Raw genomic sequence first — 26482 nt, 5'->3', positions numbered from 1 at the left:
ACAATAAAACCAATCCTGTTTTAGTTATAACTTTGTGTTGTAACTATCTGTAAAACAAATCATACCGGCCTATGAAAACCTTTAAGCTGATACTGCTTTTTGCAGCTGTCGCCATTTTGCATTCGTGTTCTAAAAAATCTTCTGAAGATTTTGAGTCTGATTTCTCCCAATACAGGGAATACATCACGAGTTTCACCTCGGGAGTAATATCTACACATGCCGATATTGGCGTGGGATTAGCATTTGATAAAAAGGAATGGCAGTTAAACCAGGAACTGGACAGTGATTATTACAGTATTTCGCCTTCGGTAGCAGGTAAGGTAATTTACCTTCCGGGTAACATGATTGCTTTTAAGCCGGATCAGCCTCTTAAATCAGGTACAGAGTACAGGGTTACCCTGCATCTGTCTGAATTTATAGACCTGCCTAAAGAACTAAAGGATTTTAACTTCATCGTGAAAACGCTGGAGCAGGACTTTATGGTAACCACAAAAGATTTACAGTCGTACAGCAAGGACGTTCAGTTTCTTAATGCCGAGCTTAGAACCAGTGATTACATTGATGCCGCTACGGCAAAAAAACTGGTAAGGGCCGAACAGGATGGCAGGCAACTGGCAATCCGTTTTGACGAGAAACTGGCTTCACAAACAGAATTTCCTTTTATTATAGACAGTATACAGCGACAGGAGGAAGACTCCAGCATAAAAATTATATGGAACGGTAAGCCCTTTGATATTGACAGGGAAGGGTCGGAAGAATTCACCATTCCGGGAAAAAATAACTTTAAGGTTATCGGTATTGATGTTTCTCTTGCCGATAGTCAGGTGATGTATATTAACTTTTCAGATCCGCTTAAAAAAGAACAGAATTTTGACGGACTGGTATCAGTACAGGGAGTAAGTAAGCTTAAGTTTTCAGTATACGGTAACCTGCTAAAAGTATTCTTTTCAGATGCGTTAACAGGTAGCTTATTGGTAGAGGTTTTTCAGGGTATAGAAAGTACCGATGGTTATAAAACCAGAGAAACCTATTCTACTAAAGTACTGTTTGAACAGTTAAAGCCCGAAGTGAAATTTTTAAAGAGCGGTACTATACTGCCGGGTTCTAATAACCTTAAACTTAATTTCCAGGCAGTAAACCTTAGTGCGGTAGATGTTAAGGTATACAGGATATATGAAAACAATATACTTCAGTTTTTACAGGAAAATGAAATTGACGGAAGCTATATAAGAAACGTAGCTTTACCGGTTGCCAAAAAAACAATTACACTGAATACTGATAAGATGGCCGATTACAGCAAATGGAATTCCTATGCGCTGGATCTTTCAACCATTATAACTCCAGAAAGGGGAGCAATATACAGGGTAGAAATGGGTATTAAAAAAGCCTATTCGCTATACAGATGTGATTCGGGTGAATCGACTGAAGAAAGTGATGATGCAGAAGCTGAAGAAGAGCAGGAACTGGAGGAGTACTATCCGGGTATGAGAGGTGATTATGATTATTATGACTACTATGATTATGATTACGACTGGAGGGACAGGGATAATCCATGTACCAACTCTTATTTCTATAACAGGGATATAGCTACTAATGTACTGGCAAGTGACCTTGGTGTTATTGCTAAGCGTGGTGAAGACAACAGCTACTATTTTGCTGTAAGCAGTATAATTACTACCGAGGCTGTAGCCGGAGCAAAAGTGGCCATTTATAACTATCAGCAGCAAAAACTGGCAGAGGGCGAAACAAACGGCGACGGTGCCATTACCTTAACCAGCGATAAGCATGCTTATTTTGCCATAGTTAAAAAAGGGGATAATACTACCTATGTGAAAATGGGTGAGGGTAACTCACAATCGGTAAGTAATTTTGATGTAGACGGTACCCGCCTGCAAAAAGGACTTAAAGGCTATGTATATGGTGAGCGTGGTGTATGGCGTCCGGGAGATACGTTGTTTATTGGGTTTATATTAAACGATAAGGCAGCTAAACTGCCACCGTCACACCCTATAAAACTTAGACTGAGTGATCCTAACGGTAAAATGGTTTATGAAACGGTACAGTCACATAGTGCTAAAAATCATTATAAGTTTATAGTGCCTACACAGCAGTCGGCGCCAACAGGAAACTGGCAGGCTGTGGTATCTGTAGGTGGAGCTAAATTCTATAAAAGCATAAAAATTGAAACCATTAAGCCAAACAGGCTTAAAATCAAAAACGGTTTTGACGGTAAAACCATTTATGCCTCACAAAAAAATGTGGCTAAGGTAGATGTGGCCTGGTTACACGGAGCTGTGGCAAAAGACCTGAAACTGGAAATGCAGGCGAAGTTCCTGAACCAGAAAACTACATTTAAAGGTTATGTAAATTATCAGTTTGACGATCCGGCACAACGATTCAGTACCGAGGAGATGAACATATTTGCAGGTAAGACCGATGCTTACGGTACGGCAACAGTAACACTACAGCCTAAACTGCAGGTGCGTGCACCGGGTATGCTTAAAACGGTAATTATGACCAAAGCCTATGAGAAAGGCGGTGACTTTAGTACCGATGTTATAACATCTACTTATTCGCCTTATGATACCTATGTAGGGGTTAGGCTTCCGGAAGGAAATAAATACGGTATACTGGAAAACGGTAAGAGCAATAAAATTGAGGTAGCAACTGTAAGTGATAACGGTAAACCTAAAGCTAAGCGACAACTTACGGCTAAAGTATTTAAAGTGAAATGGAGCTGGTGGTGGGATGCCTCTCATGGTAATGTATCGTCATACAGTTCGGCGATATCAAATACTCCGTACTATGAGACCGAAATCACTACCGATGCTAACGGTAAGGCAAGCTTTAACTTTTCTACCGATAAAAACGAATGGGGCAGGTTTCTGATAAGAGTTACTGATGAAGATGGCGGACACTCGGCAGGGGGAACTATACTTATAGATTACCCATACTGGTCTGGTCGTACTAAGAACAACGGCGGTGATGAGGCAAAAATGCTGGTATTCACTACCGATAAAGAAAAATACAGCGTAGGTGAGAAAGTAAAAGTTTCCTTCCCTTCAAGTGAAGGAGGAAGAGCTTTGGTTTCGTTAGAGAACGGATCAAAAGTACTTGAAACCTATTGGGTGAAAACCGAAAAAGGCGAAACCCAAATGGAGATTCCGGTAACGGCAAAAATGGCACCTAATGTGTATGTGAACGTTACCATGATTCAGCCACATGCAACAAGTAAAAACGATTCGCCAATAAGGCTGTATGGTATTATCCCTATTGAGGTGGTAGATAAAAATACCATACTGGAACCGCAAATAAGCATGCCGGACGTACTAAGACCGGAACAGAAATTTACCGTTAAGGTAAACGAGAAAACAGGTAAGGGAATGACCTATACACTGGCTATTGTTGATGAAGGACTTTTAGATCTTACCCGTTTTAAAACACCAAACGCCTGGAACAGTTTCTATGCTAAAGAGGCACTTGGGGTTAAAACATGGGATGTGTATGATGATGTTATTGGAGCTTATGGAGGTAAGGTAAACCAGATATTCAGTATAGGTGGTGATGAAGACCTTGGTGGCGGTAAGGCTAAAAAAGCCAACCGATTTAAACCTGTGGTGGTGTATTTAGGTCCGTTTACCATAGGTAAGGGAGAAACAAAATCACACGAAATCACATTACCTAAATATGTGGGTTCTGTACGTACCATGGTAGTGGCTTCAAACAAAGATCAAAGTGCTTACGGAAGTGCAGAGAAAGCAACTCCGGTAAGGAGTCCGTTAATGCTATTGGCATCATTACCAAGAAAGGTAACACCGGGCGAGAAGGTAACCCTTCCGGTAACGGTATTTGCCATGGAAAAACACGTTAAGAATGTAACCGTACAGATAAAAACCAATAATGGGTTTATAGTTAACGGTTCGGCAAAACAAACCGTATCGTTCGATAGTCCGGATGAGAAAGTAGCTTACTTCGACCTTGACGTGGCTAATCTAACGGGCATCGGTAAGGTTGAGATACAGGCTTTCTCGGGTAGTGAAAAGGCAAGTTATGAGGTGGAACTGGATATAATGAATCCTAACCCGGTAACGACCGACTTTAAAACAGTAGTGCTTGATCCTAACAGCACAGCAACGATAGATTGGGAATCTTTCGGAATACCGGGAAGTAACAAAGCCAAACTGGAGGTGTCATCATTCCCGTCAATCGACTTTAACAGAAGGCTGGATTACCTGATACAGTATCCGCACGGATGTTTGGAGCAAACTACATCAAGCGTGTTCCCGCAATTATATCTAAATGATATTGCCGATATAGATGAGGCAAGAAAACAGAAAATACAACGTAACGTAGCTGCCGGTATAGAAAGGCTGGCACAGTTCCAGGTGGCAAGCGGAGGCTTTGTGTACTGGCCGGGTAATGAAAATCCGGACGACTGGGGCTCAAGTTATGTGGGGCACTTCCTTATAGAAGCAGAGAAAAAAGGATATGCGTTACCGTTAAATGCCAAAAAACAATGGTTGTCGTACCAAAAGAAAATGGCAAGGCAGTGGCGTTATAGCGAAGGCTACCATAACGATTTTGCACAGGCTTACAGGTTATACACACTGGCGCTTGCGGGATCGGCAGACCTGTCGTCTATGAACAGATTAAGGGAAACAAGAGGAATAAGCAATCAGGCGAAATTAAGGCTGGCAGCAGCTTATGCTCTTGCCGGACAGAAAAACACAGGGCAGTCGTTACTAAACCAAAGTAATATTGACAGTGATTACAGTAGCGGAAGAGGGTATTACTATTACTATGGATCGGCAGAACGTAACAGGGCTATGGCGCTGGAAACACTGGTTGTTTTAGGACAGAAACAAAAAGCATTTGATGTGGCTAACAAACTTGCAGAAGCCTTGTCTTCTAAAGAATGGATGAGTACGCAAACTACGGCTTACTGTTTGTATGCGATGTCTAAATTCGCTAAAGAGAATGGCGGTAAGGGTATTGATGTAGCCTATACCAGTGCCGGGAAAACGCAAAACATTACAACAGGTAAAACGTTTGCCGACAGGACGCTTACGGTATCGGCTAATAATTCGGTAACGGTTAAAAATAACAAAGCGGCAACGTTGTATGTAAAAGTGGTTTACAGTGGTATATTACCTGTAGGGCAGGAACAAACCGAACAAAAAGGATTTACTACAAGAATAAACTTTAAGGACAGGGCCGGCAATAGTATAAATCCTGTTTCTCTTGCACAGGGAACCGAGTTTATTGCTGAGGTATATGTAACCAATACTACAGGAGACAGAGTAGATAATGTGGCACTTACCCAAATAGTACCTTCGGGGTGGGAAATAGTGAACACAAGGTTTACCGACTTTGGAGAAGCTACCGAAAATAAGGTGGATTATACCGATATAAGAGACGACAGAACTAATTTCTATTTCACAATAGCTCCACATCAAACCAAAACATTCAGGATATTGCTTAATGCGTCTTATCCGGGAAGTTATTACCTGCCGGGTGTACAGTGTGAGGCAATGTATGATGACTCGTATATAGCGAGAACGAAGGGACAATGGGTGAAAGTAGAAAAACAACAATAATAAACTGGATTAAAAAGCGCAGGATAAAACTGGGGATAGGTTTTATCCTGCTGCTTATCTATTATTTTTCTTTACCAAAAGTACTTTTTCAGGAGCCGTATTCAACAGTGATTGAAAGTGCAGAGGGCGATTTGCTTTCGGCACGTATCGCTGCCGACGGGCAATGGCGCTTTCCTGCTCAGGACAGTGTGCCTTATAAATTCAAAAAGTGTATTGTTTACTTTGAGGATCAGTATTTTTACAGCCATCCCGGTTTTAACCCTGTAGCTATTGTTAAGGCTATAGGGCAAAATTACAGGGCAGGCAAAGTGGTTAGGGGCGGTAGTACCCTTACCCAGCAGGTAGTACGCCTTTCAAGAGATGGTAAAAAGCGCAGTTATTTTGAAAAATTTATTGAGCTTATACTGGCAACCCGCCTTGAGTTTAGGTGTAGTAAGGATGAGATACTAAACCTGTATGCGGCACACGCACCTTATGGAGGTAACGTGGTAGGGCTGGAAATGGCATCATGGCGTTATTTCGGTGTTCAGCCACATCAGTTATCATGGGCAGAAACAGCTACACTTGCAGTATTGCCTAATGCTCCAAGCCTTATCTATCCCGGTAAAAACCAGCAAAGGTTACTAAACAAACGTAACAGGCTATTAAAAAAACTGTACGAAGAAGAAGTAATTGACAGGGATACCTACGAACTTTCCATACTGGAAGAACTTCCGCAAAAACCGTATGAACTTCCGCAGACAGCACAGCACCTGTTACAGAATATAGCCAAAACTCATGAAGGGCAACGTATAAAAACCACAGTAAGTAACAGGATACAAAACAGGGTAAACCAAATCGCTGCCCGTTATTATGGGGAATACAAACAAACCGAGATTTATAATCTTGCCATACTGGTAGTAGATGTAAAAACAAGGGATATTATAGCCTATGTAGGTAACTCTCCCACTAATAAGGCGCATCAAAAGGATGTTGATATTATTCCTGCGCCAAGAAGTACGGGGAGTGTATTAAAACCATTGCTGTTTGCTTCCATGTTAAACGATGGCGAACTATTGCCTAATACTTTGGTGGCCGATGTGCCTACATACATATCGGGGTACAGTCCTAAAAACTTTAATAATACCTATGACGGAGCCGTACCCGCACAAAAGGCATTAGCAAGGTCACTAAATGTGCCTGCGGTACTCATGCTGAAGGACTACGGGATTTACCGTTTTTACGAGCAGTTGCAACGACTGAAATTATCGGATATAAAGCAGCACCCTAATCACTATGGACTATCACTTATACTGGGAGGTGCCGAATCTAACTTGTGGGATTTGTGCCGAGCTTACGCAGGGCTGAGCTCCACACTTAATTACTACACAGCCCATGATGCCAAATACAGGGAGAATGAGTTTGTAGATCTTAACTGGGATAGTAGTGTAAAAAGGGATTTTGGTGATGAGGGCTTCAGTAAGCCGTTATTAGGTGCCGGCTCAATATGGCTCACCTATAACGCTATGAAAGAAGTAAACCGCCCTGAAGGTGATGAAGCCTGGAAGTTTTATGATTCATCCCTTGAGATAGCCTGGAAAACCGGAACCAGTTTTGGAGGTCGTGATGCCTGGGCTATTGGTACAAATTCAAGGTATGTGGTTGGTGTATGGGTAGGTAATGCATCGGGTGAGGGAAGACCAAGCCTTACCGGAGTAGGAAGTGCTGCCCCGGTACTTTTTGATGTGTTTAACCTTATGCCAAGACCTAAAAACTGGTTTGAAACACCTTATAACGATTTGGAAGAAGCCGATATTTGTGCGTTGAGCGGGCATTTGGCAGGACCGGACTGCCCTGTTTCGAAACAATGGATTCCTGTGAGCCACAGGCAAACCGAAACCTGTCCGTATCACAGGCTGGTGCATTTGGATACCGATGGGCAGTATCAGGTTAACAGCAATTGTGAAAGTGTAGATAATATAGTAACTAAATCATGGTTTGTGCTGCCTCCGGTAATGGAATGGTATTACAGGAGTAACCACCTTAATTATGTTTCCCTGCCTCCGTTTAGGGACGACTGTACCGGTACTACAGCTAATGTTATGGATTTTATTTATCCTAAAGATGACAGCAAGGTATACCTAACTAAAGATTTTAACGGAGAATTACAGCCTATTGTGCTTAAGGCGGCCCATACAAGGGCAAATGCAAGGCTTTTTTGGTATCTTGACGACCAATACCTGGGAGAAACCCAAACGTTTCATGAAATGCCTGTAATAACCCAAACAGGGAGTTATTACCTAACCGTTACCGATGAACAGGGACATGAACTGAAACGTAAAATAGAAGTAATAAGTAAATAAAAGCAAAACAGCTCCCTTATCAAAAAGGAAGCTGCCGCATATTCAGAATTAATTATGGGTTTATTTTGAAATGGTCTCTGTGAACATTTTGTTGTTATAGCTTACTACAAAAGTGAACTCTTTAGAGAAGATTTTTGAAGTATTGAACTTTTTAGCCACTTTACCATCTTTAAGGTTCTGGTTGTAAAGCTCGCCACTGTTCTCATCATAAAGAGTGATGTTTACAGGGGTGTTTACTTTACCCGGAACGGTTACAATAAAAGTATCTCCGCTTTTAGAGATAACAGGTTTGTAAGTCTCTTCCACAGCTTTTTCAGAGATAGAAGCAGTTTCTTTTACAACGCTTATTTCATAACGTGCTACTTTTGCTGCAGTTTCTGCCTCAAGGTAGTAAATACCTTCAGGGAAAGCAGTAAGGTCATACGTTCTGTTAATCGCGTTAGATCCTGATACTTTTTCGTTAAAGATTAATTCTTCTTTACTGTTATATATAGAGAACGTAACTGTTTCTGCATCCACAACAGAAAAACTAACTGTTTTTCCTGTTTCGTTTGTCACTTTCAGTGAAAAATCATATTCACCCGCACTAACACCAAACGTTGTTAATAACATCGCTAAGGCTAAACCAATTTTCGCAAAATTTTTCATAATTAAAAGTTTTAAGGTTCAACTCCTGTTTCTATGTTGCTAAATTACTATGTTTAAGTAGTGGTAATTACTACACAATTTTCTAATTTATATACTATATTAACTTTACTAAAACGTTTTAGTGTTAATTTTGGTAAATATGTGCAATTTTTAGGTAATTTTGTGAAGTCTAAAAAATCGAAAACATGAAATCACTAAAGGCTACTTTTGAGGTAATCGAACCTGCTTTTGGCAGTTCGTTTTACTATTCGCAGTATGTGCAGAGTGCAAATGTAAAAGCACATGTTTGGCATTACCATCCTGAAATAGAACTGGTGTTTGTAAACGGCGGTTCGGGCAAAAGGCAAATAGGTACGCATTTATCCTATTATACAGATGGCGACCTAATACTTATAGGCAGTAACCTGCCACACTGTGGGTTTACCGACAGTACTACCGGAAACAGAAATGAAACGGTAATACAAATGAAGCCTGATTTTTTAGGACAGGATTTTTTAGGCATACCCGAAATGAAAAACATTCAGCATCTTTTTGAAAGGGCTAAAACCGGACTGGCTTTTGGTGAGGAAACCAAAGCAAGACTGGGGGAGAAAATAGAGGAGCTTAATGATATGCCCTATTTTAAACGATTGCTTGCTCTGCTGGATATATTGAATGATCTGGAAGCGGCTTCTGATTTTAAGGTGCTAAATGCCCAGGGGCTTACTATGGAGATGCAGGTACAGGACAATAATCGCTTAAATACTGTTTTCAACTATGTGAAAGATCATTTTAAAGAACAGATTCCGCTGGAGGAAGTTGCCGATAAGGTGAGCATGACCGTACCGTCTTTTTGCCGATACTTTAAAAAGATAACTAATAAAACATTTACGCGTTTTGTGAACGAATACCGTGTTGTACACGCTTCTAAATTACTCGCAGAAAAACCTATAGGGATAACCGAGGTATGCTATGAAAGCGGATTTAATAATTTTAGTCACTTTAATAAAGCGTTTAAAGAGTTTACGGGAAAGAGTGCTTCGCAGTACAGAAAAGAACTTAAGTCGGTAATAGAATAAGGATTGGGTTTATGGAAAATTATGTATATTGGAACACTATACAAACCATAACTTACTATGAAAAAACTGTTTTTACTACTGCCGCTACTTATCCTAACTTCGTGTACCCAATTTGGAATATTTAGTGAAACCTTAAAAGATTTTGACAATAACCGATGGGAAAAAAATGATGCTAAAAGTTTTTCTTTCCATATTAATGAAGATGTGGATAAGGCTAATCTTGTAATCCTGTTCTCCCATGTATATGAGCCAGGATATGATAGCGTTCCTGTTGAGGTTACTTTTAAAAAAGAAGGCGGTAGTGAAGAGACTATTAAGACCGATTTATTGTTAATAGATGAGGACGGTAAGAGTTATACAGAATGTGTTGGCGATGTTTGTGATTTGAAACAAACCGTAAAAGAAAACTTTACCCTTGCTAAAGGGGATTATACAATAACTATTTCCAATACAACAAATCTGCCTTATTTGCCTAATATAATTGCTCTTGGTATAGGTGTTGAGACTGTCGAATAATTACTGCGGCTCATAGCTAAGCAATATTACCCCGCTTTTAAATACCCTTGAGTTGATGAGTTTAAGGTTTAGGTTATTTTGTATGCCATTAAACAATGGCGTACCATTGCCTATTGCTACCGGGTCAATCATAATTTCGTAGTTATCTATTAAATTGGCATTCGCCATTTGCGATACTATACTGCCACTGCCGAGTATGGTCATGTCATTACCGGGCTGTTGTTTTAGCTTTCGCATAGTTTCGGTAATATCACCGGTAAGAATTTTTGTGTTATGCCAATCGGCTTGGGTTAGTGTGTTTGAAAACACTATCTTTTCGGCACTATTCATTCCTTTTGCTACTTCGGGCATACTTTCCATAGCCATAGGTGTAGGCCAGTAGGAAGCCATCATTTGGTAGGTAACACGACCGAAAACAAGGGTGTTGTTATGTTGCAGGCTGTCTTGCGAAAAACCTTCTTCCTCACCGCCGTGCCTGTGCCAGCTGATGTCCTCATTTATGCCTTTATAAAATCCGTTAAGGGTAATAAAGTTGTACATGGTTAACTTTCTCATACTGTTTTGGTTTTAGGTATAATCAAAGTTCTGAAAATCTGACCAAAACAAAGGAGGAACACAGGACATAAACAGGGGGTGATTAGTTTAACAGTTGCTTGCGGTACTCGTTAGGTGTTATTCCGGCTTCTTTTTTAAACAGCCTTGTAAAGTAAGGCGGATTTTCAAAACCTAACAGATAGGCAATCTCTGCAACTGTATTTTCCGATGCCTGTAATAAATGTTTGGCTTCGGTAATAAGGTAAATATGGATAAGCTCTATGGCTGTTTTTCCTGTTTCCTGTCTTAGCATATCGCTGAGGTAACGCGGAGAAAGATTTAGGGAGTCGGCCATTGTTTTTACTGTTGGCAGTCCGCTTTCTTTTAATTGTCCATTTTCAAAATAGGAACCCAACAGTTCATTGAACTTAGAGATGGTTTTACCCGAAAGCTGTTTACGGTTAATAAACTGCCTTTTGTAAAAACGCTGTGAGTATTTAAGTATGGAATCGATATGCGTAAGTATAATATCACGGCTGTACTCATCGGTGTTGTTGTTGTACTCCGACTTAATTCTGTAAAATAAATCCCAGATGATCTCCTCTTCCCTTGCCGAAATATGTAGCGCCTCATTGGCCTCATAGTCAAAATAGCCGTATTTTTTTATTTCGTTATGCAGACTGTGTCCGTTAAGGTAATCTTCGTGTATGTATATAATAAAACCTTTTTCCTCCAGTTCAATATTATCAAGCTGAATAATTTGTCTCGGCTTTACAAACGATAGTGAACCGTTATCGTGATCGTATTTTGTACGACCGTAAAGCACCACCCCCGATTTCATTTTCTTGAACATAATAGCATAGAAATCACTGCTAAACTCTTCCTGGATAATAGAGCATGGATCTATATTGCCACACTCAAACATGCTCAGTAAAGGGTTTTCGGGTGGCGGAAAACCGTTGTAACGGTTAAATTCGCTTAAGCTTTTAAAATGTTGCATAGCTTTAAAGTATAAACATTAGCACCCTGGCGGGCGCTAATGTAAAGTTAGTGAAAAATAGCGTTATTATTTTCCGTGTGCAGCAGTTGCCACATCATTCCATTGTTCCCATTCGTTAATGCGTTGTTCATAGGTTTGTTTTGCCCACGGCAGGGCAACTTTACCTAAAAACAGACGAAGTGGCGGAGTTTGTGCGTCTACCAGTTTAAGTATTGCAGGGGTAGTGGCTTCCGGTATACCAAAAATATCAGTGTCGCTCATACCTTCGTTAAAGGCTGCTCTTACCTTATCGTAAGCCGGAATGTTTTCAGATTGTTTTGCCGAAGCTCCAGCCCATTCGGTAGCAAAACCGTTTGGTTCTACAAGAGTGATGTTGATACCAAAGTTTTTTACCTCGGTAGCCAGTGTTTCGCTAAGGCCTTCTACAGCAAATTTAGAAGCGTTGTATATACCTAAATTAGGCAGTGTGGTAATACCCAAAACACTTGATACCTGTATGATATGTCCGTGACCCTGAGCTCTCATAATAGGCAGTACCGCCTGGGTAACCCAAAGCAGCCCGAATACATTAGTTTCAATTTGCTGGCGTGCGTCTTCCTCGCTGGTTTCCTCAATGGTACCAAACAGTCCGTAGCCGGCATTGTTTATTGCTACATCAATTTGCCCGAAATGTTCTTTAGCTTTATTAACGGCTTCAAAACTCTGTTCGCGGCTGTTTACATCCAGCTGAAGGGTTAGTATAGCATCGCCATATTTCTCTTTAAGGTCGTTAAGGGATTGAGTGTTTCTGGCAGTAGCTATTACTTTATCGCCACGGTTTAAAAAGGCCTCGGCCCACAGACGTCCAAATCCTCTTGAAGCGCCGGTTATAAAAATTGTTTTTGACATGGTTGCATCATTTAAAATTAATGATACAAAGTTATGCCGGGGGTATACCTTAAGGCTTATACAAAAGTGGGGGAGTATGATACATTTTGACGGAGGTTATTACCTCATTCTTTCGGTGAGTACCTCTTCAAATGCTATTCTTGTTTCTTTGTAACTTCTTCTTGCCTTGTTGTATTTAATTACAGCTTCCTTTTCTGTTAAATAATCTATGCCGGACTTTAATTCTGAGTTTGACAGCTCCTTTGGGTTTTTGAAAAGCATCTCACGGGAAAATGTTTCTTCTTCCTCCTGTTCGTTTTCAATAAGGTAAGCCTGCTCTTTAATATCGTTTGTAATAACTTCTGTTATAGTATATTTTGAGGAGTCAAGCTCACTGTGGTTTCATGGTTTAATTGTTGTAAGCTAAAGATATATAAAAAAGCGCTATAGTTTCCTGTAGCGCTTTTTCATTATTATTTTAAAATATCTTTAGTGATATTACCATTTTTATCCAAAAGATTAAACGAAGCATTTCCGGCTTCATCTACAGATATTTTTAAACGGGGGTTACCTTCTGCATCATGAAGTAAGAGTTGAGCATCGCCATTTGAATTTTCTAATAATATACGGCTGTTTCCTCTGCCAAGTGTACCTTTAGGAGAAGGGTCGTTTATTATAAATCCGGCATTGTAGTCCCCGTCTTTTGTGTCTATAACACGCATTCCCAGGGCATCCATGTTACTGTAATCAAATACAAGTGCACTAATATCTGTTTCATCCTTGCTGGATAAAGCAAGCCCTCCACATTCGTTACCTTCTTTATCATAAAATATAAGTCCGGTAGGACTAATAGCTCTTTTGTATTCTTTACCGTTTAATATTGGTGGCGGTATTCTTTCTTCATTTGATATTACAAGGCGGATGTTACCTTGTTCATCAGTTATGTTAATACGTTTTAAAGATATTTCATCTTCATTAAAAGAGTTAGGGGTTTTAAAGGAAACTAAAAGAAATAGAAGTATTACACTTACAATAGCCGAATAAGCTACTAAAAAGTTGACAGGAATTTTTACTGTTTTCATTTGTTAATTTTTATGATTGATTTATAATTCAAACTTCATAAAAATTAATTACAAACGGGGGAGGGTATTGAGACTATAATGGGGTAATGTAGATTGTATAAAAACAAAAAAACCGTTCCAAAAAAAATTGAAACGGTTTTTAAAACTTTATTCGCTGATAGCGTTTCCTTTGCTATCAAAAAAGTGGTATTCTAAATACGTGTAAGCGTCACGTGGTATGATTTTCACCCATTTTTTATGTTCAAAAAACCATTTTGAACGTATAGATGGAAAACCTTTGGTAAGGTATGCTGCCACAAAAGGGTGTGCATTAAGCACTATTTTTTTATGGCTTTTTACAATTCTTTCTAATTCGGCCGTGATACGGTCTACAACCAATATAGGAGCTTCAATTTCTCCGGCAACCTTGTTAGGGTCTTCTTCTCTGGTTTTAATATTAACCTCAGGCCGTACACGTTGCCTTGTAATTTGGATAAGCCCAAATTTACTAGGAGGCAGGATCTTGTGTTTGGCTTTATCGTCGCTCATTTCCTGTTTAAGGAAATCGTAAAGGGTTTTTCGGTTATCAGGATTAGACATGTCTATAAAATCGACAACTATAATCCCGCCCATATCCCTTAATCGTAGCTGCCTTGCAATCTCTGCGGCAGCAATCAGGTTTACTTCAAGAGCTGTGTCTTCCTGGCTTTGTGCCTTGTTAGAGCGGTTACCACTGTTTACGTCTATAACGTGCAGTGCTTCGGTATGCTCAATAATCAGGTAGGCACCTTTGCTCATTGAAACGGTTTTTCCAAATGAAGTTTTAATTTGCCTTTCAATACTGTATTTTTCAAACAGTGGCAAATCCCTGTTTTGGTATAGCTTAACGATATTCGCTTTTTGAGGAGCTATCTCCTGCAGATAGTCCTTTGTTTGATAAAATAGGTCCTCATCATCAACATGGATACCGGTAAAGGTATCGTTGAATATGTCCCTTAGCATAGAGGAAACCTTGTTTACTTCGCCCAAAACTTTAGAAGGGTGGTGGGCTGTAGGGATACGTTTACACATTGCAATCCATTTGTCATGCAAGTTTTGTAAATCTTTATCCAGTTCGGCTACTTTTTTGCCTTCGGCTACTGTTCTCACAATAACACCAAAACCTTTTGGTTTGATAGACAGAACCAGTCTTTTTAATCGGTCTTTTTCTTCTTTGGAGTCAATTTTCTGTGAAATTGAAACCCTGTCTGAGAAAGGAACCAGTACTACATATCTTCCGGCCAGTGAAAGCTCTGAGCTTATCCTTGGGCCTTTTGTAGATATGGGTTCTTTAACTACCTGAACCAAAACCGACTGATTGGCGCTCAATACATCTGTAATGGCTCCGTCTTTGTCGATCTCTTTTTCAAAAGGGAAGTTTTTAAGGGTGAAATCTTTTATTTTACCTGCGCTTACAAGTTTTATGAATTTTAACAGGGAGGGCAAATTAGGCCCCAGGTCATGATAATGTAAAAAGGCATCTTTTTCAAAGCCTACATTTACAAAGGCGGCATTAAGGCCGGCAACCGGTTTTCTTATTTTGGCTATAAATATATCGCCAACAGAAAACTTGTTTTTATCTTCCTGTTCCTTGTGTAATTCAATTAGTTTTCCATCTTTTAATAAGGCAAAATCTACGGCTTCTGAACTGGATCTGATAATTAATTCCTTGTTCACACTGTACATTTTTATCCGCACATGGTTAAGAGGTTTCCCGTTACTGGTTGTCGTTTTGTATTAGGAATATAAAACGCCGAACACGGAACCCGAAACTACCAACTCTATACAGATGGATTAAACAATAATTTTTTTACAGGTATAAATTACCCGGCGGCTTTTTAAAAATTTAGGCTAAAAACAGATTTTAAACAGGGTTTAGAGTCTATTGTGTTGTGCCTTAAAGTTTTATGTAAAGCCAATATCAATGAACTTAATTCTTAAAAAAGAAAAAGTAGTATTAAACTACTTTTTCTTTTTGTGACGGTTAGCTCTCGCTCTCTTTTTACGTTTGTGAGTCGCTACCTTATGTCTTTTTCTTTTTTTACCACTTGGCATAGTGTTAAGGTTTTGTGATTAATAATTAGTTTACTTTGACTTCAGTATTCATTTTTACTCCGTCAATGAATATTTTTGCTGGTTTAAATGCCGGAATGTTATGTGCAGGAATTTTGATGGTAGTATTTTTAGAAATGTTTCTACCAGTTTTCTCGGCACGGGTTTTAATAATAAAGCTACCGAAACCTCTTAGATAAACATTATCTCCGGTTTCCAGGGAGTTTTTTACTTCTTCCATAAAAGACTCAACTGTTGCTTGTACATCACCTTTTTCAAGACCCAGTTTTTCCGAGATTTTCGCTACGATGTCTGCTTTCGTCATTTTTATTCTTATTTATAAGTATTTAGATATTTTACTTGTCCAAATTTTTGAGTTTGCAAATATATGAATTAAAAAAACAATTATTCAATGTTAATGTATTAAAATTTAATAACATAAACTTTTACTTTTGTTGGCTAATAAGTAATAATGGTTTTTTATAAATCTCTAATTCAGTGGTATTTACAAAATAAGCGCGATTTGCCGTGGCGAAAAACTGACAATCCTTATTTTATATGGCTGTCAGAAATTATGCTTCAGCAAACGCGGGTGGCTCAGGGATTACCCTACTTTTTAAGCTTTACCGAGGCTTTCCCAACTGTGTTTGACCTGGCAAATGCCCCCGAAGAAAAAGTACTTAAACTATGGCAGGGGCTTGGTTATTATTCCCGTGCACGTAACCTGCATGCTACCGCAAAACACGTAGCTTATAATCTTGACGGAAAATTTCCTGCTACTTATAAAGAGCTTTTAAAATTAAAGGGTGTGGGTGACTATACCGCAGCAGCTATTGCTTCCATATCTTATGGTGAGCCGGTGCCAGTGGTAGATGGTAACGTGTACAGGGTGTTGTCGCGTTATTTTGGTGTGGATACCGATATTTCTTCCACTCAGGCGAAAGCCGAGTTCAGGGAGCTTGCCGGTTCTCAGTTGCCAAAGGATAGTGCTGCCGACTTCAATCAGGCAATTATGGAGTTTGGTGCCCTGCAATGTGTGCCTAAAAGTCCTGATTGTACTAACTGTATTTTTAATGCGAACTGTGTGGCTTATGCTACGGGCAGGGTAGGCGAGTTACCTGTTAAGCTTAAAAAGACAAAAGTTACCAATCGTTACTTTAATTATCTTATAGTTAAAGATGCTAATAGTAATTCGCTTATGCAAAAACGTACCGCAAAAGGGATATGGCATAACCTATATGAATTTCCGCTACTGGAAACGGTAACCGAAGTGCCCGAAAAGCAAACAGTACAATTAATAAATACTTTTCCCGGATTTGATTTTCCGGTAACCGATATAAAATTACTTACGCCTGTAAATGTGATTCATAAACTTTCACACCAGCACCTGCATATCAGGTTTTGGGAGGTGAAAACCAATAATGTAGTAAAAAACGCACTTTCTAATGATGAACTGAGAGAGCTGCCTGTCCCTGTGGTTATCCATAATTTTATAGATAAGCATTGGGTATAGTAACTAATTTTTAGTATTTTTGAGTAAACACAGTAAAAGCCATGAACGGAACGTTAAATAAAGTTATGCTTATAGGGCACTTGGGAGATGATGTAAAACTGCATTATTTTGAGGGAGGTAACTGCATAGGCAGATTTCCTCTTGCTACAAACGAGGTGTATATAAATAAACAGACTAACGAGAAAATCACTTCTACCGAATGGCATAACCTTGTGGTGAGGAATAAAGCGGCGGAGATTTGCGAAAAATACCTTACCAAAGGAGATAAAATTTATATTGAAGGCCGTATTAAGTCACGCCAATGGCAGGCAGAAGACGGTAGTACTAAGTATACAACGGAAATTCAGGTTACCGAGTTTACCTTTTTAACTACTAAAAAGGATATTGAAGGCAACGGTGGTGGTAATGCTCCCGCTAAACCTAACTATGGTAACACACAGGGTAGCGAACCTGCAAGGAACGCAAATGCAGCACCGCAAAATGTACCGGCTCCTGATGACGACCTTCCGTTCTGATTGTTTAACTAATTTGCATTATTTTGGATCCTGACCCCTCGAGTTACTTTCAAGATTATAACCTTTTAATAGGTGCAGCAGGGATACTTATCCTGCTAATATGTTCCGCTTACATGTCGGGAACAGAAGTAGCCATTTTTTCGCTAACGCCAAACGATCTTGATAAGATCAATGAAGAGAATCCTAAAAAAGGGAAGCTTCTCTCTGCTTTGCTTGATAAGCCTAAAAAACTACTGGCTACCATAGTTATTACAAACAATATTTTTAATTTGGCGGTAATTATCCTGTTTTTCAGGTTGTCGTCTAATTTGTTTGCTAATGTAATTTCGCCTTTTCTTAGGTTTGGACTGGAAATACTTTTGGTAACTTTTTGTATGCTGTTGTTTGGTGAGGTAATGCCTAAGCTGTATGCTTCCAGAAACAGTATTCGTTTCTCGCAGCGCATTGCCTATCCTTTATATTTACTGAATATACTATTGTCTCCTATAAGTGTGCCTATGCGTGAGGTAACACTGGCACTTAACAAGAGGTTTGGAAATAAAAAGACCAACTTCTCTGTAGATCAGCTTTCGCAGGCATTAGAGCTTACCGATTATGGCGATGCTACACAGGAGGAACAAAAGATATTACAGGGAATTGTATCTTTTGGTAATACCGATGTGAAACAGGTAATGTGTCCGCGTATAGACATATTTGCACTGGAGATAGAAGAAACCTTTCAGGAGATATTTCCTAAAATTATAGATAAGGGTTTTTCCAGGATTCCGGTATATAGTGATAATATAGACCAAATTGAAGGGGTGCTTTTCGTGAAGGATTTAATTCCGCATATTGATAAAGATGAGTTCAATTGGCAGGAAATAATAAGGCCGGCATTTTTCGTGCCCGAAAATAAAATGCTCGACGATTTGTTAAAGGAGTTTCAGGTAATGAAAAATCACCTTGCTATTGTGGTAGATGAGTACGGAGGAACATCGGGGCTTATTAGTCTGGAAGATATTCTTGAGGAAATAGTAGGGGATATTAGTGATGAATTTGACGATGAAGATATTATATACTCTAAAATAGACGATAACAACTACCTTTTTGACGGAAAGATAAGCCTGAAAGATTTTTACAGGATTACCGATGCCAATGAAGAGGAGTTTGACGATGCAAAAGGTGAAGCCGAAACCCTGGGCGGATTTATTTTAGAGATATCGGGAAATTTTCCTAAAAAAGGGCAAAAAATTAGTTTTAATGGCAATATATTTACCATCGAATCTGTTGATAAGAGAAGGATTAAACAAATTAAGGTTACACTTATATAATGAATACCATTAAAAGATTTTTTGCTTTAGGCGTGCTTTTTCCGGCAATGGCGGTTTTTACATCATGTGGAGGAGATGTAGTGCCTAAGCCCGAAGCTTATTTAAGGCTTGACTACCAGGAAGCCGATTACATGATGTATAATAAAGACTGTGCTTTTAGTTTTGCAGCTAACTCTAAAGCTACCATAGTGAATAAGGGTAACTGTAATCTGGATATTAATTATCCGGATATGAAGGCAACGGTTTATCTTTCTTATAAGCCTGTTAATAATGATTTAGAAAGACTTTTAAAGGATGCTCAAAAACATACTTATGAGCACGTTATAAAGGCCGACGGTATACAGGAACAGCCTTTTATGATTCCGGAGAAAAAACTTTACGGAATGTTTTATCAGGTAGGGGGAGATGCAGCTACAAATGCCCAGTTTTATGTAACAGATAGTGTGAGCCATTTTGTGAGCGGATCGCTATACTTTTATGTAAAGCCTAATTACGACTCGTTAATGCCTGCGGCAAACTATATAAAGAACGATATGCGAACCTTAATGGAGAGCATACAATGGAAATAAAAAGAGCGGCTATTATATATAAGCCGCTCTTTTGTTTTATATTGTTTACAAGAAATTACATTTTGCTTTCTTTCTTAGTTTCAGATGAGCATTTTTTAGCTCCGCCACAACAGCCTTTACCTTCTTTTTTCTCTCCGGAAGTGCATGATTTACCGTCTGCTTTCTTAGTTGTTGTTTTTGCTTTTTCCTTTTCCTGATCTAAGCTGTAGTATGCTTTATCTCCCGAAGATTTTACGTCAGACACTTTGTAAGCGCCATTAGCAATACCTTCAACTTTAGTAACTAATGTTTCAGGAGTTTGTTTTGAAGCGTCAAACGATACCGTAGCTGTTTTGCTTTCAAAATCAACCTTAGCATCCTGTACACCTTCCATACCTGCAAGTTTGCTTTCAATTGTAGCAGCACATCCCTGTGGGCAAGTCATACCATCAATTTTAAAGGTAGTAGTTTCAAGGTTAGCAGCTGTTTCATGAGCTGTTGCCGTAGTATCATTAGTAGTTCCTTCCGGAGCTTCCATGTTGTTTTTAGCATTGTCTTTACAGCTTGCAAAAAGGGCGGCCGTTAGAGCAAAAAATGCAATTTTTTTAATACTGTTCATAATATATACTGTTGTAGTTAATAAACTCGTGTAAAAGAGTTTACAAAAATATGAAAAAACTATTGTCGGGTAGTTTTAAATAACGGATTTTTGGACTCAAATAAGTTAAAAAATATGCAGTCTAAAAATTTAAAATGGTATTTGCTAATAATATTAGCATGTGTATGGGGTAGTTCGTTTATACTCATGAAGCGTGGCCTTGAAGGGTTAACTGCTTCTCAAATGGGGGCTTTACGTATTATTTTTTGCGGACTGTTCCTTTTAATAATAGGTTTTAAGAGTCTTAAAACAATTCCGCGGGGTCAGTGGAAGTATATTGCTCTTACGGCACTTGTAGGTACATTTATGCCTGTTTTTCTGTTTGCTGTGGCGCAAACCGAGATAAACAGTTCGGTAAGTGCTATACTAAACTCCTTAGTGCCGCTTAATACGCTTGTTATGGGGGCGCTGCTGTTTGGGTTACAGTTTCAAAGAAGGCAGTATTTTGGGGTTGTTATAGGGTTGATAGGGAGTATACTGCTTGTGTATAACGGCGCAATGGATAATCCAAATCAAAATTACTTTTATGCTTTGTTTGTTGTAGTGGCTACTATATGCTATGCTCTAAACGTAAACCTGATTAAGAAATACCTTTCAGATTTGAGTCCGCTTAGTATTAGTGTGGGTAACTTTTCGGTAATGCTTATTCCGGCTATAATTATATTATTCTGTTCGGGCTTTTCAGATGTTGTGGTAAATCCCGAGGCGCAAAAAGCCATGATGTATATTGCTATACTTGGGGTAGTAGGTACAGGTATTGCTAATATCGTTTTCTTTAGGCTTATACAAATGTCATCGCCTGTATTTGCATCATCGGTAACCTATTTAATTCCGGTTGTGGCATGTATATGGGGGCTGCTGGATAACGAGTCGCTAAGCCTTGCGCAGGGCTTTGGTGCGCTAATAATTTTAGTAGGAGTATATTTCTCAGCGAGGAAATAAAGTTTGTAATTACATAATAAAAAAGGCTGCCAATAGGCAGCCTTTTTTGTATATCAAAAATCTTTAATGATTATTGGAAATCAGCATCGCTAACACCTTCATTGATTTTTACATCAGATACAGTAAGTTCTACTTCCATACCAATGTTTATTGAGCTTTTATAAGGTATTTTAACACCTTTAACTTCTTTGTAATCGCTGTAAGGAGTTGTAACACTTACTTCTCCCTGCGGTCCTTGTGCTGTTTCTATTTTAGCAACTTTAAGTCCGGTTTTAACGTCAAAATAAATAGTAGCATCTCCGTTAACAATAGCATATACATCACTACCATTGTAGCTTTCAATACCTTTAAGAGTTATAGAAGCATCGTCTTTCATTTTTAATTCAGGGAAAGGATAAGCTTCTTTTTTGAACTCAGCTACCTGATCTTCCGGTAAATCCTGTGTTTGGCCTTGAGCCACAACAAAAGCTTTAGTTCCATCAAATACCATTTTTTGAGTTTGACCCATTACGCTAAGACCTTGAGCCATTTTATTGCTTGAAGTTACTTTTTTGAAAACCTCAAGATTCATTCCCTGTACAGAACCAGAAGCGGTTACAGAGATAGATTTAACACCGGAAACCGCTTTTTCACCACCAATAGCATTGATGTAGTTCTCTAAAACAGTTTTAGCAGTTACACCTGCAGGAACCGGTTTGTTAAGTTCTGGTTTTGATGCGGTAGCACCAAACTTGTCATAATAGTTAATTGGAATTTTACGGCTTTCAAGTCCCGGTAATACATCGGCAGCTTTACCAACAATAACGATTCTTGAGTTGTTTACCTTAAAGTATTTCTGAGCAGCATTTCTGATGTCTTCCGGAGTTACTGCATTAATGTTTTTAATGTAGTTCTCGTAGAAATCCTCAGGAAGGTTTTGAGTTTCTGTTCTTAGAGCGTAACCTGCAACTGTAGATGGTTTTTCAATCTGCATTACAAAGTTGCCTATGTATTTAGCTTTAGCATTTTTAAGATCTTCCTCGCTTACAAGGTCAGTTCTTATTTTCTTAAGCTCGTTTAGTATCTCAACAACAGCACTGTCAGTAACGTTGTTTCTTACAGATGCAGTAGCACGGAAAGAAGTAACACGTTTGTTAGCACCAAGAGAAGAGTAAGAACCGTAAGTCCATCCGTGAGCCTCACGAAGGTTAAGGAATAAACGGCCTTCACCACCACCACCAAGAATTTGGTTAGCAAGGATTGCAGCAAAGTAATCTTTGTCAGTCATTTTAAGTGTAGAGACGTTTACTACAGAGATTTCAGACTGTACAGCGTTTGGCATATCAACAAAGTCGATTTGAGTGTACTGAACATCTTTAGGATCCGTGTAGCTTACATTTGGAGCAACAGCCGGTTTCCATGAGCCGAATAATTTCTCTACCTGTTTTTTAACGTCTTTTACTTTAACGTCACCTACTACTACAAGGTAAGCATTACCAGGTACAAAGTAAGTGTTGTAGTTGTTAACAACGTCGTTAAGAGTAACGTTGTTAAGAGTTTCTTCGGTTACATACTCACCGTTAGGGTGGTTTTTACCGTAAATTAAAAGATCTGTAACTCTTGACGATACAGCAGGAACGCTTTTCTCGTCTGATTTAAGACCTTCAATCATTTTGTCTCTTTGCTTGTCAAACTCTTCCTGAGTAAATATTGGGTTAAGGGCACCGTCTGCCATTAACTCAAGTATTCTGTTGGAATATTTTGAAAGTCCGCCTCCTGAAGCACCACTTGCCCAGAAGTTGATGTTAGCACCTAAAAAGTCAATTTCTTCATTGAATTTCTCTTTAGATATTTTTTTAGTACCACTACCTATTACAGCGCTTAAAAGATCTGAAACACCTTTTTTGCTTCCTTCCGCATAAGGAGCGTTGTCCATTGTAAGGGTGTAAGATACTCTAGGTAGTTTGTGGTTTTCCACAACTAGTACTTTTAAACCGTTTTTAAGTTTAAAAGTTTCAGGTTTACCCACGTTTACTGTTGGGGCAGGACCTGGTTGTGGCATTGGTCTGTCTTGAGCCTGCATTGAAGTCACTGATAAAAACAAGCCGGCTAATATATATATAACTTTTTTCATGATATTTCTGTATACTTAGTTTTGTGCTTTATCTGTAGCTGGAACGTAATCAAGAATTAATCTTTGGTTAGGGTTAAGATATTTCTTAGCCACTTCTCTGATTTCTTCTCTTGTAATGCCTTGGTAAATACTGTTTTCAGTATTGATAAGGTTAACATCACCGTAAAGAAGGTAGTAAGTTGCAAGATTTTCTGCAACACCCTCTATACTTGAGTTGCTGTTAACATACTGACTTTCGTACTGGTTTTTAAGTTTTTGCATTTCGTTCTCAGAGATAAGCTCAGTTTGAAGCTTTACGATTTCTTTGTCTGCTTCGGCAACAAGCTCTTCAGCAGTGTGCCCCTGCATTGGGATACCGTAAATGATATAAGAACCGTAGTCTTCCTGATTGTAACTGAAAGCGCCCATTTGAAGTGCCATTTTCTCTTCGTCTACAATTCTCTTGTACATTCTTGAACTCTTACCACCACTTAATAGCGTAGAGATCATATCAAGTACTCTTGCATCTCTTGTTTTCATAGAAGGAGTTCTGTAAGCAGCAACAACCATTGGAAGCTGAATGTTAGGGTCTTCGTATGTAGCGTGAATAGTTTCGTTAATAGGAGCTTCTTCAAAATGCTTACGTGAAATAGGTGTTCCTTTAGGTATAGCGCTAAAGTACTGGTCTATCCATTTTTTAGTTTGGTTGATGTCAAGATCACCAGCCACAACTAAAACGGCATTGTTAGGAATATAGAATTTTTTGTTGAAAGCCTGGAACTCCTCAAGAGTTGCGGCATCAAGGTGGTCCATAGAACCAATGGTAGCCCACTGGTACGGGTGAACTTTAAACAGGTTCTTTTTAACCTGTGCAATAAGGTTACCGTAAGGTTGGTTGTCTACACGTAGTCTTTTTTCCTCTTTTACTACCTCGTTTTGAGTATCAACACCAATTTGGTTGATTACCGGGTGCATTAACCTTTCAGATTCCATCCAAATGGCAAGCTCAAGGTTGTTAGAAGGGAAAACCTCGTAGTAGTACGTTCTGTCGTCAGAAGTATTGGCATTGTTGTTACCACCGTTTGCAGTAACTATTTTAAACCATTCGCCACGGGCGATGTTTTCTGTACCTTCAAATAAAAGGTGTTCGAAAAAGTGAGCAAATCCTGTTCTCTCAGGGTTTTCATCCTTAGAACCTACGTGATACATAACTGATGTAACGATAACAGGAGCCGATTTGTCCTGATGTAGGATAACGTGAAGACCGTTATCCAGATCGTATTCCTCAAATGCTACTTTTTGGGCCGAAGCTACTCCGCTAAGCATAAGAAGTGAACCCAAAGCCATTAAAGATTTTTTCATAAAAATTAATAATATTTTTGATTTTGCTAATTGGTACGCAATTTCGGCAATTTGTTACAATAAATTTTTATTTTTTTTTAATATTGATACTTAGGGGGTTACAAATGTGATTTTTAACTTTGTTTTTTTGTGCTAACCTGTTGTGTGATAAATATTAAGTTGTATATTTGCAAACTCAAAAAATTAATTAAACCATATTGTTATGTACGCAATCGTAGAGATAGCAGGGCAGCAATTTAAAGTTAGCAAAGACCAAAAGGTTTATGTTCACCGTCTTGAAGGTAAAGAAGGAGATGCAATTTCATTTGCAAAAGTTCTTTTACTTGATGACAACGGAACAGTTACCCTTGGCGCCCCGGCTATAGAAGGTGCTTCAGTTGAAGCCAAAGTGTTACAACACTTAAAAGGAGACAAAGTAATCGTTTTCAAAAAGAAAAGAAGAAAAGGTTACAAAGTTAAAAATGGTCACCGTCAATCATTAACACAAATTGTAATTTCAGGAATTACAGCTGGTGGTACTAAGAAAAAGGCGACTAAAAAAGCGGAAGCTACAGAAGAATAATTAACAATTAAAAACTAAAACATCATGGCTCACAAGAAAGGTGTCGGTAGTTCCAAGAACGGTAGGGAATCAGAGTCGAAACGTCTAGGCGTTAAGATTTATGGTGGACAGGCTGCTATTGCCGGTAACATTATCGTTAGACAAAGAGGTTCTAAACACAACCCGGGTGAAAACGTTTACATGGGTAAAGATCATACTTTACATGCTAAAGTTGACGGTGTTGTTAAGTTCCAGAAAAAAGCTAACAACAAATCTTTTGTTTCTATAGTTCCATTTGAAGCTTAAGAATTTGCAACAATACAAAAGCCCACTCATTGAGTGGGCTTTTTGTTTTTAGGCCCCTACCACATCATTAATTATCTGTTTCCATTTTTTAGCCAGTATCAGCTCATCTGCAAGCTGCATGGAAACATTAGCATTATAAAACTCCAGTACTGCCGGTTGTTCACTGTTGTTTGCCGGTTGGAGTTCCAGTACCAGCCTGTTAATACGGTCTGACTTTTCTCTGCTATCAGGAGTGATAACCCTGCTTTCCTTTATTTTATTTAAATCAACATGTTCTATAGTGTGTGCATTACTGTCGCCTTTTAAAAAGAACAGCATACGGTTTTGGGTATCAATACCAATAGCGGCATGTATCCAAATATCCTGTTGGTTTATTTTACATGATTTCTCGGCTGCATAATCGCTTAATGCTGCCAGTGTTTTTTTATATTTTTTATTACTGCTATTGTGTGCTATTACTATAGGTGTAATACATGCTAAAAGTAATACACCGCCTATTATTGCTGTACCTAAGTCCATTTTTTAATTGTTATATGTTTATAATGAGTTAGCCATGCAGTTTGTGCTGCCGGCAAAGAAATTTTTAGCCATGAAATGGCTGCGGTAAAATGACTTAGGTGTTTACCAGAAAAAATGGAAAGGGTAAATAATATCTGTTGTGGTAAAGCGGAGTAATGAATCTCTGTTATTGAACAGATATTGAGAATAATTATCCTGAATAAACCACGTTATGGCTTTTAGACTGTTTGTTATGCTGTAAAAAGGGATATCGGCCTTTTTTACATCGGTCTCTAAAAGCTTAGTTTCGTTTGTAGATGCGTGGAAAGAAGACTTAAAGTCGGTTTTAGTGAAAAATACCTGCTCCTTCGACTTTACTATGTTAGTATTAAAGTCGGGCGTATGATTGCCCGATATACCTGTTGCTAACAGATATATAAGAGCAATTAATGATAATGATATTTTTTTGAAATTTTCTTTCAC

Annotated in this window: 24 protein-coding genes; 11 read left to right on the top strand and 13 right to left on the bottom strand. The window is 38.8% G+C overall.

Going from position 1 to position 26482, the window contains the following annotated elements; genetic code table 11:
- The first annotated feature begins 71 nt into the window (after window positions 1-71).
- Together GN157_RS13805 and pbpC are read left to right on the top strand one after the other, a co-directional pair.
- Entirely contained in the window at window positions 72-5597 is a 5526-nt protein-coding gene (locus GN157_RS13805; RefSeq protein WP_157484101.1) for an alpha-2-macroglobulin family protein, read from the top strand.
- On the top strand, window positions 5570-7939 hold the full coding sequence (gene pbpC, locus GN157_RS13800) for a penicillin-binding protein 1C (protein ID WP_157484100.1): 2370 nt from the start codon (window positions 5570-5572) through the stop codon (window positions 7937-7939). Before GN157_RS13805 ends, pbpC begins: the two co-directional genes overlap by 28 nt.
- Window positions 7940-7999: 60 nt before the next feature.
- Here the strand turns inward: pbpC and GN157_RS13795 are convergent, their stop codons facing one another.
- Entirely contained in the window at window positions 8000-8587 is a 588-nt protein-coding gene (locus GN157_RS13795) for a hypothetical protein (protein WP_157484099.1), read from the bottom strand.
- A gap of 185 nt (window positions 8588-8772) precedes the next feature.
- Between GN157_RS13795 and GN157_RS13790 the strand changes: the two genes are divergently transcribed.
- Together GN157_RS13790 and GN157_RS13785 are read left to right on the top strand one after the other, a co-directional pair.
- A complete protein-coding gene (locus GN157_RS13790) occupies window positions 8773-9645 on the top strand; it encodes an AraC family transcriptional regulator (RefSeq protein ID WP_157484098.1) in 873 nt (290 codons plus the stop codon).
- A gap of 57 nt (window positions 9646-9702) precedes the next feature.
- Entirely contained in the window at window positions 9703-10161 is a 459-nt protein-coding gene (locus GN157_RS13785; RefSeq protein ID WP_157484097.1) for a gliding motility lipoprotein GldH family protein, read from the top strand.
- On the opposite strand, the gene GN157_RS13780 is transcribed toward GN157_RS13785, so the two are convergent.
- The 7 genes from GN157_RS13780 to GN157_RS13750 form a co-directional block, all read right to left on the bottom strand.
- Entirely contained in the window at window positions 10162-10716 is a 555-nt protein-coding gene (locus tag GN157_RS13780) for a dihydrofolate reductase family protein (RefSeq protein WP_157484096.1), read from the bottom strand. It lies immediately after the preceding gene.
- Between the two features lie 82 nt (window positions 10717-10798).
- Window positions 10799-11695, bottom strand: coding sequence for a helix-turn-helix domain-containing protein (locus GN157_RS13775; protein ID WP_157484095.1), 897 nt, complete (start codon window positions 11693-11695; stop codon window positions 10799-10801).
- A gap of 66 nt (window positions 11696-11761) precedes the next feature.
- The gene (locus tag GN157_RS13770; protein ID WP_157484094.1) at window positions 11762-12583 is read right to left on the bottom strand and encodes an SDR family NAD(P)-dependent oxidoreductase; all 822 of its coding nucleotides are present in this window, start codon (window positions 12581-12583) and stop codon (window positions 11762-11764) included.
- 99 nt (window positions 12584-12682) lie between these two features.
- Window positions 12683-12844: a hypothetical protein gene (locus tag GN157_RS13765; RefSeq protein WP_157484093.1), complete on the bottom strand. Its 162-nt coding sequence runs from the start codon at window positions 12842-12844 to the stop codon at window positions 12683-12685.
- 191 nt (window positions 12845-13035) lie between these two features.
- Window positions 13036-13644, bottom strand: coding sequence for a hypothetical protein (locus tag GN157_RS13760; RefSeq protein WP_157484092.1), 609 nt, complete (start codon window positions 13642-13644; stop codon window positions 13036-13038).
- Between the two features lie 147 nt (window positions 13645-13791).
- Complete coding sequence (locus tag GN157_RS13755) at window positions 13792-15348, bottom strand: Rne/Rng family ribonuclease (protein ID WP_157484091.1); 1557 nt, start codon at window positions 15346-15348, stop codon at window positions 13792-13794.
- Between the two features lie 394 nt (window positions 15349-15742).
- Window positions 15743-16039 carry an HU family DNA-binding protein gene (locus tag GN157_RS13750; protein ID WP_035135169.1) on the bottom strand — a complete coding sequence of 99 codons (297 nt, stop codon included), beginning with the start codon at window positions 16037-16039 and terminating at the stop codon, window positions 15743-15745.
- A gap of 147 nt (window positions 16040-16186) precedes the next feature.
- Here GN157_RS13750 and mutY point away from each other — a divergent pair, with 147 nt between their 5' ends.
- Genes mutY through gldD form a run of 4 tightly spaced genes read left to right on the top strand, consistent with a single transcriptional unit; the run spans window position 16187 to window position 19621 of the window.
- Entirely contained in the window at window positions 16187-17227 is a 1041-nt protein-coding gene (mutY, locus tag GN157_RS13745; RefSeq protein WP_157484090.1) for an A/G-specific adenine glycosylase, read from the top strand.
- 41 nt (window positions 17228-17268) lie between these two features.
- Complete coding sequence (locus tag GN157_RS13740) at window positions 17269-17742, top strand: single-stranded DNA-binding protein (RefSeq protein ID WP_157484089.1); 474 nt, start codon at window positions 17269-17271, stop codon at window positions 17740-17742.
- 23 nt (window positions 17743-17765) lie between these two features.
- The gene (locus GN157_RS13735) at window positions 17766-19052 is read left to right on the top strand and encodes a gliding motility-associated protein GldE (protein ID WP_157484088.1); all 1287 of its coding nucleotides are present in this window, start codon (window positions 17766-17768) and stop codon (window positions 19050-19052) included.
- The gene (gene gldD, locus GN157_RS13730; RefSeq protein ID WP_157484087.1) at window positions 19052-19621 is read left to right on the top strand and encodes a gliding motility lipoprotein GldD; all 570 of its coding nucleotides are present in this window, start codon (window positions 19052-19054) and stop codon (window positions 19619-19621) included. The genes GN157_RS13735 and gldD overlap by 1 nt, the downstream gene beginning before the upstream one ends.
- A gap of 55 nt (window positions 19622-19676) precedes the next feature.
- On the opposite strand, the gene GN157_RS13725 is transcribed toward gldD, so the two are convergent.
- Complete coding sequence (locus GN157_RS13725) at window positions 19677-20219, bottom strand: heavy-metal-associated domain-containing protein (RefSeq protein ID WP_157484086.1); 543 nt, start codon at window positions 20217-20219, stop codon at window positions 19677-19679.
- Between the two features lie 114 nt (window positions 20220-20333).
- Between GN157_RS13725 and GN157_RS13720 the strand changes: the two genes are divergently transcribed.
- Window positions 20334-21200, top strand: coding sequence for a DMT family transporter (locus tag GN157_RS13720; RefSeq protein WP_157484085.1), 867 nt, complete (start codon window positions 20334-20336; stop codon window positions 21198-21200).
- 70 nt (window positions 21201-21270) lie between these two features.
- Here GN157_RS13720 and GN157_RS13715 read toward each other — a convergent pair whose 3' ends face one another.
- Both GN157_RS13715 and GN157_RS13710 read right to left on the bottom strand, forming a co-directional pair.
- On the bottom strand, window positions 21271-23313 hold the full coding sequence (locus tag GN157_RS13715; RefSeq protein ID WP_157484084.1) for a M16 family metallopeptidase: 2043 nt from the start codon (window positions 23311-23313) through the stop codon (window positions 21271-21273).
- A gap of 15 nt (window positions 23314-23328) precedes the next feature.
- On the bottom strand, window positions 23329-24654 hold the full coding sequence (locus tag GN157_RS13710) for a M16 family metallopeptidase (protein WP_157484083.1): 1326 nt from the start codon (window positions 24652-24654) through the stop codon (window positions 23329-23331).
- A 202-nt stretch (window positions 24655-24856) separates the two neighbouring features.
- Here GN157_RS13710 and rplU point away from each other — a divergent pair, with 202 nt between their 5' ends.
- Together rplU and rpmA are read left to right on the top strand one after the other, a co-directional pair.
- Window positions 24857-25216 (top strand): 50S ribosomal protein L21, encoded by a 360-nt coding sequence (rplU, locus tag GN157_RS13705; RefSeq protein ID WP_035135157.1) that lies wholly within the window; start codon window positions 24857-24859, stop codon window positions 25214-25216.
- A 24-nt stretch (window positions 25217-25240) separates the two neighbouring features.
- Window positions 25241-25501: a 50S ribosomal protein L27 gene (gene rpmA, locus GN157_RS13700; RefSeq protein WP_035135155.1), complete on the top strand. Its 261-nt coding sequence runs from the start codon at window positions 25241-25243 to the stop codon at window positions 25499-25501.
- Between the two features lie 48 nt (window positions 25502-25549).
- On the opposite strand, the gene GN157_RS13695 is transcribed toward rpmA, so the two are convergent.
- Window positions 25550-26020 carry a hypothetical protein gene (locus GN157_RS13695; protein ID WP_157484082.1) on the bottom strand — a complete coding sequence of 157 codons (471 nt, stop codon included), beginning with the start codon at window positions 26018-26020 and terminating at the stop codon, window positions 25550-25552.
- A 102-nt stretch (window positions 26021-26122) separates the two neighbouring features.
- Window positions 26123-26482, bottom strand: coding sequence for a hypothetical protein (locus GN157_RS13690; protein WP_157484081.1), 360 nt, complete (start codon window positions 26480-26482; stop codon window positions 26123-26125).

The sequence above is a fragment of the Flavobacterium rakeshii genome, assembly GCF_009741375.1.
Lineage (GTDB): Bacteria > Bacteroidota > Bacteroidia > Flavobacteriales > Flavobacteriaceae > Flavobacterium > Flavobacterium rakeshii.
Note: the sequence above shows the minus strand (reverse complement) of the source record. Positions and strands in the feature narration are given on the sequence as shown.